Origin of the sequence: Streptomyces sp. NPDC047869 (assembly GCF_040704065.1) — a bacterium.
Lineage (GTDB): Bacteria > Actinomycetota > Actinomycetes > Streptomycetales > Streptomycetaceae > Streptomyces.
Genome location: NZ_JBEYRK010000045.1, coordinates 18,027 through 35,471 on the forward strand (window position 1 = coordinate 18,027; position 17,445 = coordinate 35,471).

Below are 17,445 nucleotides of genomic sequence, written 5' to 3' on the forward strand. Positions count from 1 at the left end.
CGGCCTGACCACCCGATACACGTGAAGCCCCGGCCGGGCCACCCAGCAACCTGGGTGGCCCGGCCGGGGCTTTTCTTCTGTCCACGTGACCCGGGCCCGTGGCTGCGCCCGTTTGCCGGTACCCGGCACGGCGGTCATCGTGGAGGTGACGTGACCGGCGCCGAACCCACCGGAGGAAGCGGATGTACGTCGTGAAGAGCCCGCTGCCCGACGAGGCACTGAAGACCGTGGCCGAGGCCTTGCAGGGCGCCCTGGTGGACCTGGTCGACCTCTCGCTGGTCGCCAAGCAGATCCACTGGAACGTCGTCGGACCCCGCTTCAGGTCCATCCACCTGCAGCTCGACGAGGTCGTCGCCTCCGCGCGCACCCACTCCGACACGGTGGCCGAGCGGGCCTCGGCCCTCGGCGTCCCACCGGACGGCCGCGCGTCCACCGTCGCCGCCAGCAGCGGCATCGGAACCACTCCGGCCGGCTGGATCAAGGACGCCGACGCGGTCCGGGCGATGGTCGACGCGCTCGGCGCGGTGATCACGCGGATGCGGGAGCGGGTGGCGGCGACCGGCGAGCCCGACCCGGTCTCCCAGGACATCTTCATCGGGATCACCGCCGACCTGGAGAAGCACCACTGGATGTTCCAGGCGGAGAACGCGTGAGGAGCCGCCCTGCGCCGGTCGCTCCGCGGACCGCCTGTCCGGTGCCCTTGCGGCAGTGAGCCCTCGGTGCGCCTCCCGTGCGGGTCGGGCGGTGTTCCGGCGTCCGGCTGGAGGTGGCGGCCATGGTGAGACGGGTGCTGCGCTGGGGAACCGCTCTCGGGCTGGGCGCCGTGTGGTGGTGGGCCGTGCTCCGGATCGCCCTCGGACAGGGCGCGGGTGTGCTCGAAGGAGCCGTCGCCATCGGTGGCTGGGGGCTCAGCGTTCTGCCGGTTCACTGCGTGCCCAGGGGACGGGCGACGGGCGCCGTGGCGGCGGGACGGTGGAATGCCGCCTGGCGGGCGGGCAGCGTCATCACAGCGGCGCCGGGCCCCTGTTCCGGGGATGTGGAATCGGTCCGGCGCGACGGCATCGACTCGGACACCGCACCGGCCGACCTCGGTGACGGGCGTCTCTGACGGAGCGTGGACCGCCCCTGACGGAGCGTCGATCAGTTGGACGGCGACCTGCGCGGATAGCGCTCGCGCCAGGCCTGGGTCGTGCCCGGTGCCGGAGCCGGGCCCGTCTGGCAGTGCGGGCACCAGTAGGTGGGGCGTTCCTGATAGCCGTCGCCCTGGTCGGCGACCCGGATCGAAGTGCGGCAGCGCAGGCACGGACGCGGGGCGCGGCCGTAGACGAAGAGATCCTGCCGGTGCAGGCCCGTGGTCTGCCGGACCGGGCGGTCGAGATTGCTCTCCAGCAGCTTCTTGGCGAGTCCGATCAGCCGGGTGGCACGGTCCGCCGGCAGGGCGCCGACCGGCAGCCACGGCGTCGCGCCGACCAGAAAGCAGAGCTCGCACTTGTAGATGTTGCCGATGCCGGCGAGATTGCGCTGGTCGAGCAGGGCCTCGCCGAGAGGACGGCCGGGGTCGGCGAGCAGGTTGGTGAGGGCGAGCTCGGGGTTCCAGTCCGGGCCGAGCAGGTCAGGGCCGAGGTGGCCGACAGCCTGCTCCTCCTCGCCGGTGCGCAGGAGCTCCAGCACCGGGAGGCGGTATCCGACGGCCGCGCGGTCGGCGGTGCCCAGGATCACCCGGATCTGGTGGGCCGGGCCGCCGCGCCAGCGCTCGCCGGTGCCGTACACCTTCCAGGCGCCCTCCATGCGCAGATGCGTGTGCAGGGTCAGCCCACCCTCGAAGCGGGTGAGCAGGTGCTTGCCGCGCGCGATCGTGCTCAGTACCGTGCGACCGCCGAGATCGACCGTCGCGTACTGCGGTACCCGGAAGTCGCTGCGGATCAGCACCTTGCCCGTGAGGGCCTCGTGCAGCCGTTTCGCGGCCTGCCAGACCGTGTCACCTTCGGGCATGCGTCAAGGGTGCCACGGACGGGTGATCCGCGGTGGCGCCGCCGGGCCGTGGTGGTCGCCGTGTTCAGGCGCGCAGGCGCAGACCGCGCGGGGTCGCGATGAAGCCGGCTCCTTCCAGCAGGGCGCCCAGGGGAGAGGTCAGGGCCTGCGCGCCGTTGATCCGCTCGACCGTGACCGTGCCGAGGGAGCCCGCGCGGGCGGCCGAGGCCAGAGCCTGGGCGGCGGTGCGCAGGCGTGGATCGTCGCCGGCGGCCGCGTCCGGGTCGGCGGGCCAGGCCAGCAGGGTCTTGCCGCCACGTTCCATGTACAGCGTCAGCTCGCCCTCCACCAGCACCACGAGCGAACCGGCCTTGCGGCCCGGCTTGTGTCCCGCTCCGGCCGGCGGCTCGGGCCACGGAAGGGCCGCGCCGTAGGCGTTGCCGGGGTCGGCCGCGGCGAGGACCGCGGCACGCGGGTCGGGGGAGGAGGACCGGCCGCGGCGGTCGCCGAATTCACGGTTCCCGTACGGGCCGTGAGCGGGACCGCCGCCTCTGGGGCCGCCGTAGCCGGGAGTGGCGAAGGGGTCCGCCGGGGCGCGGTCGCGCGGGGAGACGTACTCGTCCGGGGCGGGGCTGTGGTTCCCGGGCGGCCAGGTGAAGTCACCGCCGCCCGGCCGTGCCGCTTCGTCCGGCGGCCAGGTGAAGTCGCCGTCGAGGCCCGGGTGGGCCAGTCCGCCGTCGGTCTCGGCGAAGCCGCCGGGAGTGGTGTGACCGGCGGCGCCCCGGTCGGGAACCGTGCCGCCGTCGGCGGGGAAGGGCGAGGTGCCGTGGTCGCCCCCGAAACCGTTGGGCAGGCCCTGGCCGCGCTCGCGGGCGTTGGAGACCGCGCGGAGGCGGTCGACAGCGCCGTCCATCGCGAACTGGGCGGCGCCCAGCCCCTCGACCACATAACCCCGCCTGGCCTGCCCGCTGTCCTCGAAGGCGGACAGCACGCGGTACACCGCGGAGAAACCGCCCTCGACGCCCTCGGCGGCCACCGCTCCCCGGGTCACCACGCCGTGCCGGTCGAGCAGGGTGCGGGCCAGCGCGTGCGCGCGCACCGTGGCGTCCGGTTCCGGCGCGGGGAGGAGGGACCAGCGGCCGGCCACCGTCGGCGGGCCGGTGCGGGAGGCGGCGCGGGCCGCGGCGGTCAGGGAGCCGTAACGGCCGCGCGGGACGGTGCGCTTGGCGCGGTGGGCCGTCGAGCCCGCGGTACGGCCGGAGCCGAGCAGGGCGCGCATCGGGGTGAGGGTGTCGTTGGTGAGCCGTCCCGACCAGGCCAGATCCCACAGGGCGTCGGCCAGTTGGGGATCGCCGGCCTCGGGATGCGTGGTGGCGCGCACCTGGTCGGCGATCTGGCGGAAGAACAGGCCGTAGCCGCCGGAAAGGGTGTCCAGCACCGACTGGTGAAGTGCCGTCAGCTCCAGCGGGTGTGCCTGGGGCAGCAGCAGCGGGGCCGTGTCCGCCATGTACAGGGAGACCCAGCCGTCCTTGCCGGGCAGGGCGCCCGCCCCGGCCCACACGACCTCGCCGGCCGCCGTGAGTTCGTCGAGCATCGAGGGCGTGTAGCCGGCGACGCGTGAGGGCAGGACCAGCTTCTCCAGCGCGGAGGCGGGCACGGAGGCGCCCTGCAGCTGTTCGACGGCCCGCACCAGTCCGTCGATGCCGCGCAACTCGTGGCCCTTGCCGATGTGCTGCCACTGCGGCAGGAACTGGGCGAGCGCGGCGGGCGGCACGGGCTCGAGCTCATGGCGCAGGGCCGCCAGGGAACGGCGGCGCAGTCGGCGCAGGACGGCCGCGTCGCACCACTCCTGGCCGATGCCCGCCGGGTGGAACTCTCCCTGGACGACACGGCCGGCCGCGGCCAGCCGCTGCAGGGCGCCCTCGGTGACCGCCACGCCCAGACCGAAGCGGGCCGCCGCCGTGGCCGACGTGAAGGGACCGTGGGTGCGGGCGTACCGCGCCAGGAGGTCGCCGAGCGGGTCCTTGACCGGTTCGGTGAAGGCCTCGGGGACGCCCACGGGCAGCGCCGTGCCGAGAGCGTCCCGCAGGCGGCCCGCGTCCTCCACGGCCGCCCAGTGGTCGGTGCCCGCGATGCGCACCCGGATGGCCCGGCGGGCGGCGGCCAGGTCGCGAGCCCACTGCGGCTCGGCGCCCCGCTCGGCCAGCTCGGCGTCCGTCAGCGGGCCGAGCAGCCGCAGGAGGTCGGCGACCCCCTCCACGTCCTTGACCCGGCGGTCCTCCGTCAGCCACTGCAGCTCGCGCTCCAGCTCGGTCAGCACGTCGGCGTCGAGCAGTTCGCGCAGTTCCGCCTGCCCCAGCAGCTCGGCCAGCAGCCGGGAGTCCAGGGAGAGCGCGGCCGCGCGGCGCTCGGCGAGCGGCGAGTCGCCCTCGTAGAGGAACTGGGCGACGTAGCCGAAGAGGAGGGAGCGGGCGAAGGGGGACGGCTCGGGGGTGGTGACCTCGACCAGGCGGACCTTGCGGGACTCGATGTCGCCCATCAGCTCGACGAGTCCGGGGACGTCGAAGACGTCCTGGAGGCATTCGCGGATCGCCTCCAGGACGATCGGGAACGAGCCGAACTCGCTCGCCACCTGGAGCAGCTGGGCGGCCCGCTGGCGCTGTTGCCACAGCGGGGTGCGCTTGCCCGGGTTGCGGCGCGGCAGCAGCAGCGCGCGGGCGGCGCATTCGCGGAACCGGGAGGCGAACAGGGCGGAGCTGCCGACCTGGTCGGTGACGATCTGGTCGACCTCGCCCTTGTCGAAGGCGACGTCCCCGGCGCCGATCGGGGCCTGCTCGCTGTCGCACTCGGCGCCGCCCCTCGACGGTTCCTGGTCGAGCAGGTCCAGCCCCATCAGATCGGTGTCCGGCAGGCGCAGCACGATGCCGTCGTCGGCGTGCATGACCTGCGCGTCCATGCCGTACCGCTCGGACAGACGGGCGCCCAGGGCGAGGGCCCAGGGGGCGTGGACCTGGGCGCCGAAGGGGGAGTGGACGACGACCCGCCAGTCGCCCAGCTCGTCCCGGAAGCGCTCGACCACGATCGTGCGATCGTCCGGGACATGCCCGCAGGCCTCGCGCTGTTCGCTCAGATAGGACAGGACGTTGTCCACCGCCCAGGCGTCCAGGCCCGCGCTGAGCAGGCGCCGCCGGGCGTCGTCCTTCGGCAGGGAGCCCACCTCGCGCAGGAACGCGCCCACCGCACGGCCCAGTTCGAGCGGACGGCCCAGCTGGTCGCCCTTCCAGAAGGGCAGCCGGCCCGGCACGCCCGGTGCGGGGGAGACCAGGACACGGTCGCGCGTGATGTCCTCGATGCGCCACGAACTGGTGCCCAGGGTGAAGACGTCCCCCACCCGGGACTCGTACACCATCTCCTCGTCGAGCTCACCGACCCGGCCGCCGCCCTTCTTGGGGTCGGAACCGGCGAGGAAGACCCCGAAGAGGCCCCGGTCGGGGATCGTGCCGCCGGAGGTGACCGCGAGACGCTGGGCGCCCGGGCGGCCGGTGATCGTGCCGGCCACGCGGTCCCACACCACGCGCGGGCGCAGTTCCGCGAACGCGTCGGACGGATAGCGGCCCGCGAGCATGTCCAGCGTCGCGGTGAACGCCGACTCGGGGAGCGAGGCGAAGGGAGCCGCGCGGCGGATCACGGTGAGCAGGTCGTCGAACTGCCAGGTGTCCAGCGCCGTCATGGCGACGAGTTGCTGGGCGAGCACGTCCAGCGGGTTGGCGGGGACCCGCAGGGACTCGATGGCGCCGGAGCGCATCCGCTCGGTGACCACTGCGGACTGGACCAGGTCGCCTCGGTACTTGGGGAAGACCACGCCGGTGGAGACGGCGCCCACCTGGTGGCCGGCGCGGCCGACGCGCTGTAGCCCGGAGGCCACCGAGGGCGGGGACTCCACCTGGACGACGAGGTCGACCGCGCCCATGTCGATGCCCAGCTCCAGACTGGAGGTGGCGACCACGGCGGGCAGCCGGCCCGCCTTCAGGTCCTCCTCGACGAGGGCGCGCTGCTCCTTGGAGACCGAGCCGTGGTGCGCGCGGGCGATCACCGGGGGCGCTCCGTGGGCCGCCCCCGAGCCGCCCATCAGCTCGGCCGGCGAATGGTGCTCGTCCAGGGACTCGCCGGTCGCCCGCTCGTAGGCGATCTCGTTGAGCCGGTTGCACAGCCGCTCGGCCAGGCGCCGTGAGTTCGCGAACACGATCGTGGAGCGGTGTGCCTGGACCAGGTCGGTGATCCGCTCCTCGACGTGCGGCCAGATCGAGGGCCGCTCCGCCCCGTCGCCGCTGTCGGCCGCCGGAGAACCGCCCAGCTCGCCCATGTCCTCCACCGGGACGACCACGGACAGGTCGAACTCCTTGCCGGACTCCGGCTGGACGATCTCCACCTTGCGGCGGGGCGAGAGATAGCGGGCCACCTCGTCCACCGGACGCACCGTCGCCGACAGCCCGATACGGCGGGCGGGCCTCGGCAGCAGCTCGTCCAGCCGCTCCAGGGACAGCGCGAGGTGCGCGCCGCGCTTGGTGCCCGCGACCGCGTGGACCTCGTCCAGGATCACCGTCTCGATGCCCGTCAGCGCGTCGCGCGTGGCCGACGTCAGCATCAGGAACAGCGACTCGGGGGTCGTGATCAGGATGTCCGGCGGGCGCGTGGACAGCGCGCGGCGCTCGGCGGCCGGGGTGTCCCCGGAACGGATGCCGACCTTCACCTCGGGCTCGGGCAGGCCGAGGCGCACGGACTCCTGGCGGATGCCGGTCAGCGGGCTGCGCAGGTTCCGCTCGACGTCGACCGCGAGGGCCTTCAGCGGGGACACGTACAGCACCCGGCAGCGCTTCTTCGGGTCGGCCGGCGGAGGCGTCGAGGCCAGCTGGTCCAGCGCGGCGAGGAACGCGGCCAGCGTCTTCCCCGAGCCGGTGGGTGCCACCACCAGCACGTCCGAGCCCGCGCCGATGGCCTGCCAGGCGCCCGCCTGGGCCGCGGTGGGCGCGGAGAACGCCCCGGTGAACCAGCCGCGGGTCGCGGGCGAGAAACCGTCGAGGGCTCGGAGTGCGGAGCTGACCATGCCCTCCATCCTGCACCCAGCCACTGACAATCGCGCTGACCTGGGCAAAAGGGGCGGGGCCGGGCGTGAGCCGCCCGCCGCCCGGTCTCCGCCGGCCTGACGGAGAATGGACCTATGGCGGGTTCGGCGGAGCGGGCACGGCACTGGCGCTACGAGCAGCTGCCCGGTGTCGACCTGCTGCGTGCCCGGTACATCCGCAAGAGCTTCGTCCGGCACACCCACGAGAACTTCGTGATCGCGGCCATCGCCGACGGCGTCGAGGTCTTCCACCACCGGGGCTCCGACGTGTCGGCGGGCGCGGGCGCCCTCGCCCTGGTCAACCCGGACACCCCGCACACGGGCCGGGCCGGGGTCCCCGAGGGCTGGCGCTACGGCGCGGTCTATCCGTCGCCCGAGGTGGTGGCCGGGATAGCGGCCGAGACCACCACGATCCGCGGTACCCCCGGCTTCGCCGGCCCGGTCCTCGACGATCCGTACACCGTCCGCCTGGTCCACCAGGTGCTGCGCGCCGCCGACGAGGGCAACGCGCTGGCCGCCGACACCCTGCTGCGGGTGGCCGTGACCCGGCTGCTGCGGCTCAACGGTGGCCCGCTGCCGCAGCGGCCGCGCCGGACGGCCGGCGCCCGGATCGCGGCACGCGCGCGTGCCGTGCTGGAGGAGGAGATGGCCGCGCCGCCGACCCTGGAGCGCCTGGCGGCCGACCTCGGGACCGGCCCGTTCGCCCTGCTGCGGGCGTTCCGCGACGCCTACGGGATGCCGCCGCACACCTGGCTGACGGACGCGCGCGTGCGCCGCGCGCGGCTGCTGCTCGACGCGGGGACCGCGCTCGCCGAGACTGCCGTCGCCGTCGGCTTCACCGACCAGCCTCACCTCAACCGGCACTTCGCCCGCATCGTCGGCGTGCCCCCGGGCGCCTACCAGCGCGAGCGCAAGAACGTACAAGACCCGGACTGAGGGCCGGACGTACCGTCCGGGGCGTGGCACAACAGACAGCACTCGCGGACATGTCCTCCGATGGCACCGCCAAGCCCGATTCCGCCGTCGTACGGGACGCTCTCGGCGTCGGCGTCGCGGTGGGGCTTTCCGGCTTCGCCTTCGGGGTGACCTCGGCCGGCAGCGGACTCGGACTCCTCCAGACCTGCGCGCTCAGCCTCCTGGTCTTCACCGGCGCCTCGCAGTTCGCCCTGGTGGGCGCGCTCGCCGCGGGCGGCAGCCCGTTCACGGCCGCCGCCGGCGCCTTCTTCCTGGGCGTGCGCAACGCCTTCTACGGGCTGCGCCTGTCGCAGATGCTGGCACTACCGCGCGCGCTGCGGCCGTTCGCCGCCCAGTGGGTGATCGACGAGACCACGGCCGTGACCCTGGCCCAGCCGACCCGGCGTGCCGCGCGTATCGGTTTCACCGTGACCGGGCTCAGCCTGTACCTGCTGTGGAACCTGACCACGCTGCTCGGCGCGCTGGGCGCGAAGGCCATCGGGGACACCGACGCCTGGGGGCTGGACGCGGCCGGGCCCGCCGTCTTCCTGGCCCTGCTCGCCCCCATGCTGAAGACACGCACCGAGCGGGCGGTCGCGGGCCTCGCGGTTCTCCTGGGCCTCGGTCTGCTGCCCGCCCTGCCGGCCGGCGTACCGGTTCTGGTGGCGGCGCTGGCCGCGCCGGCCGCGCTCTTCGTCGAGGGCCGGCGCATGGGACGCGTCCGGAGGACCACGCCGGGCGGAACGGAGGAGGACCGGTGAACACCTGGACAGCGATCGGCCTGACCGTCCTCGGCTGCTACGCCGTCAAGCTCGCCGGACTGCTCGTGCCCGCGGGCGCCATGGAGCGGCCGCTCGTCCGGCGGCTCGCCGCCCTGCTGCCCGTCGCCCTGCTGGCCGCGCTCACGGCCCAGCAGACGTTCGCCGACGGGCACGCCCTCGTGCTGGACGCCAGGGCGGCGGGGCTCGGCGCGGCGGCCGTGGCGCTGGTGCTGCGCGCACCCTTCCTGCTGGTCGTCGCCGCCGCGGTGGTGGTGACCGCGGGGGTGCGGGCGATCGGCGGCTGAGCACGGCTCAGCCCACGAAGCGGCCGTACGCCCTGAGGGTGTGCAGCGCCTCGATCGTCACCATGGGCCGCGCCTCCAGGACCGGGGCCGGTGCCCACCGGCGCCGGCGGACGGGCCAGCCGCCGTCCTCCTGCTGCGATCGCGTGAGGTGGTCCAGGGAGCGTGTCATCTCCTCGTCCGTGAACCACGCGCGCGCGAGTGACCGCGGGCTCCTCGCGAAGTCGTGCGGGAAGTGGTGCTCGCCGGGGGCGTACCCGGGCGGGACCGGGCACGCGTCGAGCCGGTCCGGGTCCAGTACCGCCAGCCGCTGTTCGCGCACCAGGCGGCCGAGCCGGTCGGCCGCCGCCTCCGCGCGCGGGCGGTCCGGGACGGAGTCCAGGAAGGCCACCGCGGCCCGCACCTCGTAGGGGTGTGACTTCCGCAGGGACTCCACCGCCTGCCAGCAGAAGTCGGTGGCACGGAACAGCCAGGCGTGCCACACCTCGTTGCGGTGCAGCAGCCCCACCACGGGACCGGTGGCGAGCAGCTCGCTCGGCGGGTCGTCCACGACCGGGACGAACGGTGCCACCGGGTAGCCGCGCTGGCCGGGACCGGCCGCCGGCAGCGCGCCGTCCGCGGTCGAGACGGCGGTCAGATGACGGCACACCCGCTCCACCCGCTGCCCGCCGCAGCGTCCGATGGCGTCCAGGACGCCCAGCGCGCGAGCGGTGTGCAGGGGCTGGCTCACGGGTCCGCGCAGATCGGGATCCAGCGCGTGACCGTAGCCGCCGTCCTCGTTGCGGTAGGCGTTCAGCGCGGCCTCCACCGGCTCGGCGGCGCCGTTCAGGAAGTGGTACGCGAAGAGCCGCTGCTCCAGCACGCGCGCGGTGAGCCAGACGAACTGTTCGGCGCGGAAGAGCGGGGAGCGCGCCGGGGGCTTTGGGGGGAGTGGGGAAGCTCCTGATTCGGCCATGCGACAGACCGTAGGACGGAAAGCGGTCCCGGCAGGCGCCTCCCGGCGGGCCCCACCCTCAGGGGCGGGATACTGGAGTCATGCGGTTGACGGTCTTCTGGCAGCGGATGGCGGAGCACTTCGGTCCGGGGTACGCCGACACCTTCGCGCGCGATCATGTGATGACGGAGCTGGGCGGGCGCACGGTGCACGAGGCACTGGACGCCGGCTGGGACGCCAAGGACGTGTGGCGCGTGGTCTGCTCGGTCATGAACGTGCCCGGGGAGAGGCACTGAGCCGACACGAGGACTCCGGGCGGGCCGTGGCCGCCGGCGGCGTGGGCGAGACTGGGTGCGTGGCACCCACTGACGACAATGAGCCGGCCGTCCGGCACACAGCCTCCCCGACCGCTTCGCCGCCGCACGCCCGGCGCCCGGCCGACGACGGCTCCGCCGAGCGGCCCGGGCGCCGCATGCCGCGCTGGCTCCCGCGCGCCATGGTGCTCGCCCTCGCACTCATCGCCTCGTTCCAGCTGGGCAGCTGGGCCTTCCACCAGCTGACCGGACTGCTGATCAACATCCTGATCGCGTTCTTCCTCGCGCTCGCCATAGAGCCCGCGGTGAGCTGGATGGCCGCCCACGGCATGCGCCGGGGCCTCGCCACCTTCCTGGTCTTCCTCGGCCTGACGATCGTCGCGGCGGGCTTCGTCACGCTGCTCGGGTCGATGCTGGCGGGACAGATCATCAAGATGGTCGAGGGCTTCCCCGGCTATCTCGACTCGGTGATCAACTGGATCAACGAGACGTTCCACATGGAGCTCAGACGGGTGGACGTCCAGGAGGGCCTGCTGCACTCCGACTGGCTGCGCAAGTACGCCCAGAACAGCGCGGCCGGCGTGCTCGACGTGTCCGCCCAGGTGCTCGGCGGCCTCTTCCAGCTGCTGACGGTCGGGTTGTTCTCGTTCTACTTCGCCGCCGACGGCCCCCGGCTGCGCCGGGCCCTCTGCTCCGTCCTGCCGCCCGCGCGCCAGGCCGAGGTGCTGCGCGCCTGGGAGATCGCCGTCGACAAGACGGGCGGCTATCTCTACTCCCGCGGCCTCATGGCGCTCATCTCCGGGGTCGCGCACTACATCCTGCTCGAGGCGCTAAGCGTGCCGTACGCGCCCGTGCTCGGTGTCTGGGTGGGGCTGGTCTCGCAGTTCATCCCGACCATCGGCACCTATCTCGCGGGCGCGCTGCCGATGCTGATCGCGTTCACCGTGAACCCCTGGTACGCGGTGTGGGTGCTGATCTTCGTCGTGGTGTACCAGCAGTTCGAGAACTACATGCTGCAGCCCAAGCTGACCTCCAAGACCGTCGACATCCATCCGGCCGTCGCCTTCGGCTCGGTGATCGCGGGCACCGCGCTGCTCGGCGCGGTCGGCGCGCTGATCGCCATCCCCGCGGTCGCCACGCTGCAGGCCTTCCTGGGGGCGTACGTGAAGCGGTACACCGTCACGGACGATCCGCGGGTGCACGGGCACCGCCGGCGGGATCCGGGCCGTCCCGGCGCTTTCACGCGCGTGCGGCTGCTGTGGGGACGGCGGCCCGGTTCGCAGGAGTCCTCGTAGCGGACCACGCCGCCGGCCGCCCTCCGCGGCCCGGGTGGTGCGCTTGACACCAAAATCGAACATCCATTCTTATGGAGACTCAGGCGAGGTTCCGGACGGGGATTTTGTCCCCTTTGGATGGGGTATGTGCCCAGGTTATCCACAGGCCGGGCCTGCGTCGGGGCGCATTGTCAGTGGCAGGCGTTAGCGTCTTTGACGTGAAGCGATCGACTCAAGCAAACCGGGTGGAACCCATGGCAGGAACCGACCGCGAGAAGGCGCTCGACGCCGCGCTCGCACAGATTGAACGACAATTCGGCAAGGGCGCTGTCATGCGCATGGGCGAGCGGTCGATGGAGCCCATCGAGGTCATCCCGACCGGGTCGACCGCGCTCGACGTCGCCCTCGGCGTCGGTGGCCTGCCGCGCGGCCGTGTCGTGGAGATCTACGGACCGGAGTCCTCCGGTAAGACCACGCTGACCCTGCACGCCGTGGCCAACGCGCAGAAGGCCGGCGGCCAGGTCGCGTTCGTGGACGCGGAGCACGCCCTCGACCCCGAGTACGCGAAGAAGCTCGGCGTCGACATCGACAACCTGATCCTCTCCCAGCCCGACAACGGCGAGCAGGCCCTGGAGATCGTGGACATGCTGGTCCGCTCCGGCGCCCTCGACCTCATCGTCATCGACTCCGTGGCCGCGCTCGTCCCGCGTGCGGAGATCGAGGGCGAGATGGGCGACAGTCACGTCGGTCTGCAGGCCCGTCTGATGAGCCAGGCGCTGCGGAAGATCACCAGCGCGCTCAATCAGTCCAAGACCACCGCGATCTTCATCAACCAGCTCCGCGAGAAGATCGGTGTGATGTTCGGCTCCCCGGAGACCACGACCGGTGGCCGGGCGCTGAAGTTCTACGCCTCGGTGCGCATCGACATCCGCCGCATCGAGACCCTGAAGGACGGCACGGAGGCGGTCGGCAACCGCACCCGCTGCAAGGTCGTCAAGAACAAGGTCGCGCCGCCCTTCAAGCAGGCCGAGTTCGACATCCTCTACGGCCAGGGCATCAGCCGTGAGGGCGGCCTGATCGACATGGGCGTGGAGCACGGCTTCGTCCGCAAGGCCGGCGCCTGGTACACGTACGAGGGCGACCAGCTCGGCCAGGGCAAGGAGAACGCGCGCAACTTCCTGAAGGACAACCCCGACCTGGCCAACGAGATCGAGAAGAAGATCAAGGAGAAGCTGGGCGTGGGTGTCCGGCCGGAGAAGACCTCCGCCGAGCCGGGCGCGGACGCGGCGGTCGCCGCCCCTGCCGACGACGCCGCCAAGACGGCGCCCGCGGCCGCCAAGGCCACCAAGCCCAAGGCCGCCGCAGCCAAGAGCTGACCCGTGACACGACGAACCGACTGGGCCGAGTACGAGTACGCCACCCCCGGTGCCCCGCGGGGAAGGGGCACCGGGGATGGCATGGGCTCCGCCACGGCCGGCGACGACGGGTACGGGGGCGACGGAAGAAGGAACGAGGGGCTCGGCGAGTACGAGGGCGGCGGCACGCGCCCGGGCGGCGAGCCCTACGGGGACGGCACGAACGGGACCGGCGGCCAGGGGAGGCCCGCCGGAGCACGGGGTGGCCGTGGGCGCGGCCGTGGCCGCCGGCGGGTCGGCTTCGGGGAGCCGCCCGGTGAGGACGAAGGCACCCCTGCCTCGTCGAGGGCCGAGCGGGGGGAGTCTTCGGGGGACCCGGTCGAGCGGGCGCGGGCGATCTGTCTGCGCCTGCTCACCGGGACCCCGCGCACCCGCAAGCAGCTCGCGGACGCCCTGCGCAAGCGGGACATCCCCGAGGAGGCGGCCGAGGAGGTGCTCTCGCGGTTCGAGGAGGTCGGGCTCATCGACGACGGCGCGTTCGCGGAAGCCTGGGTGGAGTCCCGGCACCACGGCCGGGGACTCGCCCGCCGCGCACTCGCCCGAGAACTGCGCACCAAAGGCGTCGACTCCACGCTGATCGACGAGGCCGTCGCCCAGCTCGACTCCGAGCAGGAGGAGGAGACCGCCCGGGAACTCGTCGCCCGCAAGCTGCGGGCCACCCGTGGCCTCGACCGCGACAAGCGGCTCCGGCGCCTGGCCGGCATGCTCGCCCGCAAGGGCTACCCCGAGGGCATGGCCCTCCGCGTCGTCCGCCAGGCCCTCGAGGAAGAGGGCGAGGAGACGGAGTTCCTCGAGGGCGAGGGCTTCTGACGGCGGGCGCCCGGCCACCGAGCGCCGCCGGCCCACGATCCGCACCGAGCGCTATGCCGCCGCTCCCGTTGTGGTCTCCGCCGACCAGTACGTCCACCGCACCACCGTGAAGCACAAGAAGGGCAAGACCAAGGTCAAGCACAAGGCGAAACCCGTCGCCGAACGCGCTTGGCTGTCCGCCGACTTGGGAACGACCCTCGCCCGCACCCCCGGCGTCGCCCGCGTCGTGCCCGAACTGACCTTCATCGCACAGCCGTTGACCCCGGCCGGCACCGGCGGCCGTACCGCCTACGGGCACGCCTGGGAATCCGCCGCACTGACCCCGTACCGGCTCACCGCAGGCACCGCGCCCAGGGCCACCGGTGATCTCGTCGCCGACCGCGACCTCGCCGCACGCGCCCGTCTCCGGCCCGGCGGCCGCCTCACCGTGCAGTCCACGGGGTCGCCGCGCGACTACCGGATCACCGGTATCGCCACTCCCGCCGTGTCCGTACGCCATCAGACCTCCCTGTTCTTCTCCACCGCGGAGGCCCGCCGGCTGGCCGCGCACCCCGGGCAGGTCAGCGCGTTCGGCGTCCTTCCGGCCAGGGGCACCGACCCGGAAGCGGTGCGGCAGGCCGTGGCACGGACGCTGCACGGCACCACTGCCCAGGTCAGCACCGGCGACGCCCGCGGTCCCGTCGAGTTCCTGGACGCGGCCGCGGCCCGCACCCGGCTGGTCAGCATGGGCGGCGCGATGGGCGGCACCTCACTGCTGGTGGCGGTGCTCGTGGTCGTCGGCACCTTCGCACTCACCGTCCAGCAGCGCCACCGCGAACTCGCCCTGCTGCGGGCCATCGCCGCCACGCCCGGTCAGGTCCGCAAGCTGCTCGGCCGGGAGGCGCTGATCATCGGCGCGGCAGCGGGCACCGCCGGGGCCCTCCTCGGACTGCCGCTCGGCGGTCTGCTGCACTCCAGATTCGTCGCCCTGGGCGCCGTACCCGCCACGCTCCAGCACACCACCAGCGTCTACCCGCCCTTCGCCGGTCTGGCCGCAACCCTGCTCGGCGCCTGGGCGGCCGCCCGGATCGCCTCTCGCAGGGTCGCCCGGATCCGTCCGGCGGAAGCCCTGGCCGAGTCCAGTACCGAGCGCGATCGGCCCGCCTGGGGGCGTATCGCCGCCGGTCTGCTCCTCCTCGCCGGTGGCATCGTCCTCGTCGCCGTCCTCACCGCCCTGCGCACCGAGCCCGCCTCGACCCCCGTGACCTTCCTCGCCGTCGTCGTGCTGTCCACCTCCGTCGCCCTGCTCGGTCCCCTCCTGGTCAAGGCGGCCGCGCTGCTGCTCGCCGTACCGCTGCGGCTCACCGGACACGGCGGGCGGCTCGCCGCCGCCAACCTGCGCGGCAACGCCGCCCGGATGGCCTCCGTCGTCACCCCCCTCACCCTGCTCATCGGCATGACCTGCACCGTCCTGTTCGTCCAGTCGACCCTCGGCGGCGCCGCCCGGACCCAGGCACGCGAGGGTGTCACCGCCGACTGGGTCGTAGCCGCCCAGGGACCCGGCATCCCCGGCGAGGCCGCGCGGCTGCTGCGGGCCCGGCACGACACCGTCACCGAGGTGGTGCGCACCACCGTCCGTGTCGGCCTCGACAAGTACCCCGCCCAGGGCGTCACTCCGGCCGGTCTCACCCGCACCTGGGACCCGGAGGTGACCGCCGGCTCCCTCGCGGACCTCGGCCCCGGCACCGTGGCCGTCAGCCGACTGGCCGCGGATCAGCTCCACTTGAAGCCCGGAAGCCGCGTGAAGCTGACGCTCGGCGACGGGACGCCCGCCACGCTCACCGTCGCCGCCGTCTACGCCCGGGGTCTCGGCTTCGGCGACCTCACCATCGCCCACGACCTGCTGGCCCGCCACATGGACAACCCGCTCGCCTCCTCCGTCCTCGTCGGCACGAACCGTACAAAGACACAACTCGCGACTACGCTCCGTGAGTTCCCGGGTCTTGAAATTCTTTCGCCGACCGCCGCCGACTCACTCCAGGCCGAACGACAGCAGGCGAACGCCGAGGTCAACTACCTGGCCATGGGGCTGGTCCTGGCATTCACCGCCATCGCGGTCGTCAACACCCTCGCCATGTCGGTCGCGGAACGTGTGCGCGAGTTCGCCCTGCTCCGTCTCGCCGGAGCGACCCGCCGCCAGGTGCTGCGCATGCTCCGCACCGAGGCGCTGTCCGTGCTGCTCCTCGCCACCGCGCTCGGCAGCGGAATCTCGCTCGCCGTGCTCAGCGCGTTCAGCCTCGGCATGACGGGCCGGGCAGCGCCCACGGTCATGCCCCTGCTCTATGTGGCCGTCGTCGCGGTGGCCGCGCTCCTGGCGCTCACCGCCAGTGCCCTCCCCGGGCGTGCGGCGCTTCGCGTCAGAGCGGTGACGGTGGCCACCGCGAAGGAGTAGGGCGAGCGGCGACGACTGCGGGCCACCGCCGGAGGCCGCCTCGGCCGAGAGCCGCGGGTCGCCTCCCGGCGGAGGCCCGCTCAGCCCGCCGCCGGCTCCACGGGCAGTCCCTCGGCTCGCCACGCCTGGAAGCCGCCCACCAGGTCCGTCGCCCGGTGCAGGCCCAGTTGGTGGAGGGAAGCGGCCGCCAGGCTGGAGGCGTAGCCCTCGTTGCAGATGACGACGACCCGCAGATCGTGGCCGGTGGCCGCGGGCACCCGGTGGCTGCCCCGGGGATCGAGGCGCCACTCCAGCTCGTTGCGCTCGATGACCAGGGCGCCGGGGATCAGCCCGTCCCGCTCGCGCAGGGCCGCGTACCGAATGTCGACCAGCAGGGCGTCACCGGCGCGCGCCGCCTCGTGCGCCGCTCGCGCGTCGATGCGCCGGTAGTCCGCACGGACCCGCTCCAGCAACTCGTCGATGCCGGTCGGCCGCACCGTCGGGTCGCCGCTCACTGCCAGTCCTCCGGGCGTTCGATCTGCTCCAGGCGCAGCACCTGGCCCGTGCGACTGTAGCGGCGGATCCGCGGCAGCGGCGGATAGTAGGCGTGCACCGAGATCGCGTGCCGGTCCAAGGACTCGTTGAGCACCTCGTGCACATGGTGGTGGCCGAAGGCGCGGCCCTGCCCGGCGGGCAGCCGGCGCTCGCGGTCCACGTCCTCGGTGAGCTCCAGGGTCTTCCAGCCGTCGGTGGGGAGCCGGGCCGCCAGCGAGTACTCCGTGAGTTCGCCCGAAGCGGTGACGAAGGCGCCGACCGAGTCGGCGTGGTCGTGCCAGCCGGTGCCACTGCCGGGCGGCCAGCCGATCAGCCAGGCCTCGCTGCCGCCGGGGCCCTCGAGGCGCACCCAGGTGCGGCCCTCGGGGTCGAGCGGGAGCGAGGCGATCAGCTCACCGTCTGCGGCCGTACGCCGCGCGAAGTCGAGGAGTTCCGCCTGGGTCGGCACCTGACCGGCGGCACCGGCCGTGGCAGGGCGTACGGAGGGGGCGGCGGAGCCGGAGTGTGAGCCGGCTGTGGAGAGGGATGCGGAGGCAGTGGGGGAGACAGACACGTACACCGTCCTGAGGAAGGTTCGCCGAAACGGGCGCACGACGGCGCCCGGGAGAAAAAGGGGAGCGAGA

At 73.5% G+C, this 17,445-nt stretch carries 15 protein-coding genes; 10 read left to right on the forward strand and 5 right to left on the reverse strand.

What is annotated here, in order from left to right; all coding sequences use genetic code 11:
• Nucleotides 1–182: 182 nt before the first annotated feature.
• Together AB0924_RS36005 and AB0924_RS36010 are read left to right on the forward strand one after the other, a co-directional pair.
• Nucleotides 183–653 carry a DNA starvation/stationary phase protection protein gene (locus AB0924_RS36005; protein WP_358939183.1) on the forward strand — a complete coding sequence of 157 codons (471 nt, stop codon included), beginning with the start codon at nucleotides 183–185 and terminating at the stop codon, nucleotides 651–653.
• Between the two features lie 122 nt (nucleotides 654–775).
• Nucleotides 776–1,108, forward strand: a complete 333-nt coding sequence (locus tag AB0924_RS36010) for a hypothetical protein (RefSeq protein ID WP_358939181.1) — start codon at nucleotides 776–778, stop codon at nucleotides 1,106–1,108.
• 32 nt (nucleotides 1,109–1,140) lie between these two features.
• Here AB0924_RS36010 and AB0924_RS36015 read toward each other — a convergent pair whose 3' ends face one another.
• Together AB0924_RS36015 and AB0924_RS36020 are read right to left on the reverse strand one after the other, a co-directional pair.
• Nucleotides 1,141–1,992, reverse strand: coding sequence for a DNA-formamidopyrimidine glycosylase family protein (locus AB0924_RS36015; protein WP_358939179.1), 852 nt, complete (start codon nucleotides 1,990–1,992; stop codon nucleotides 1,141–1,143).
• A gap of 64 nt (nucleotides 1,993–2,056) precedes the next feature.
• Nucleotides 2,057–7,075, reverse strand: coding sequence for an ATP-dependent helicase (locus tag AB0924_RS36020; protein ID WP_366913703.1), 5,019 nt, complete (start codon nucleotides 7,073–7,075; stop codon nucleotides 2,057–2,059).
• 114 nt (nucleotides 7,076–7,189) lie between these two features.
• Between AB0924_RS36020 and AB0924_RS36025 the strand changes: the two genes are divergently transcribed.
• The 3 genes from AB0924_RS36025 to AB0924_RS36035 are packed head-to-tail and all read left to right on the forward strand — an operon-like array spanning nucleotide 7,190 to nucleotide 9,113.
• Nucleotides 7,190–8,029 (forward strand): AraC family transcriptional regulator, encoded by an 840-nt coding sequence (locus AB0924_RS36025; protein ID WP_366913704.1) that lies wholly within the window; start codon nucleotides 7,190–7,192, stop codon nucleotides 8,027–8,029.
• A gap of 50 nt (nucleotides 8,030–8,079) precedes the next feature.
• Nucleotides 8,080–8,808: an AzlC family ABC transporter permease gene (locus tag AB0924_RS36030; RefSeq protein ID WP_358939206.1), complete on the forward strand. Its 729-nt coding sequence runs from the start codon at nucleotides 8,080–8,082 to the stop codon at nucleotides 8,806–8,808.
• Complete coding sequence (locus AB0924_RS36035; RefSeq protein ID WP_358939172.1) at nucleotides 8,805–9,113, forward strand: AzlD domain-containing protein; 309 nt, start codon at nucleotides 8,805–8,807, stop codon at nucleotides 9,111–9,113. The genes AB0924_RS36030 and AB0924_RS36035 overlap by 4 nt, the downstream gene beginning before the upstream one ends.
• Before the next feature lie 7 nt (nucleotides 9,114–9,120).
• Here AB0924_RS36035 and AB0924_RS36040 read toward each other — a convergent pair whose 3' ends face one another.
• A complete protein-coding gene (locus AB0924_RS36040) occupies nucleotides 9,121–10,065 on the reverse strand; it encodes a hypothetical protein (RefSeq protein WP_366913705.1) in 945 nt (314 codons plus the stop codon).
• 80 nt (nucleotides 10,066–10,145) lie between these two features.
• Between AB0924_RS36040 and AB0924_RS36045 the strand changes: the two genes are divergently transcribed.
• From AB0924_RS36045 to AB0924_RS36065, 5 genes are all read left to right on the forward strand, one after another.
• Complete coding sequence (locus tag AB0924_RS36045) at nucleotides 10,146–10,340, forward strand: DUF3046 domain-containing protein (RefSeq protein WP_351669671.1); 195 nt, start codon at nucleotides 10,146–10,148, stop codon at nucleotides 10,338–10,340.
• Between the two features lie 59 nt (nucleotides 10,341–10,399).
• Nucleotides 10,400–11,653, forward strand: a complete 1,254-nt coding sequence (locus AB0924_RS36050) for an AI-2E family transporter (RefSeq protein WP_366913706.1) — start codon at nucleotides 10,400–10,402, stop codon at nucleotides 11,651–11,653.
• 233 nt (nucleotides 11,654–11,886) lie between these two features.
• On the forward strand, nucleotides 11,887–13,008 hold the full coding sequence (gene recA, locus AB0924_RS36055; RefSeq protein WP_358939165.1) for a recombinase RecA: 1,122 nt from the start codon (nucleotides 11,887–11,889) through the stop codon (nucleotides 13,006–13,008).
• Between the two features lie 3 nt (nucleotides 13,009–13,011).
• Nucleotides 13,012–13,857, forward strand: a complete 846-nt coding sequence (recX, locus tag AB0924_RS36060) for a recombination regulator RecX (protein ID WP_366913707.1) — start codon at nucleotides 13,012–13,014, stop codon at nucleotides 13,855–13,857.
• A gap of 70 nt (nucleotides 13,858–13,927) precedes the next feature.
• Entirely contained in the window at nucleotides 13,928–16,288 is a 2,361-nt protein-coding gene (locus AB0924_RS36065) for an FtsX-like permease family protein (protein ID WP_366913708.1), read from the forward strand.
• Between the two features lie 80 nt (nucleotides 16,289–16,368).
• On the opposite strand, the gene AB0924_RS36070 is transcribed toward AB0924_RS36065, so the two are convergent.
• Nucleotides 16,369–16,782 carry a rhodanese-like domain-containing protein gene (locus AB0924_RS36070; protein WP_358939156.1) on the reverse strand — a complete coding sequence of 138 codons (414 nt, stop codon included), beginning with the start codon at nucleotides 16,780–16,782 and terminating at the stop codon, nucleotides 16,369–16,371.
• Nucleotides 16,779–17,375, reverse strand: a complete 597-nt coding sequence (locus AB0924_RS36075) for a cysteine dioxygenase (protein WP_366913709.1) — start codon at nucleotides 17,373–17,375, stop codon at nucleotides 16,779–16,781. The genes AB0924_RS36070 and AB0924_RS36075 overlap by 4 nt, the downstream gene beginning before the upstream one ends.
• Nucleotides 17,376–17,445: the final 70 nt, after the last annotated feature.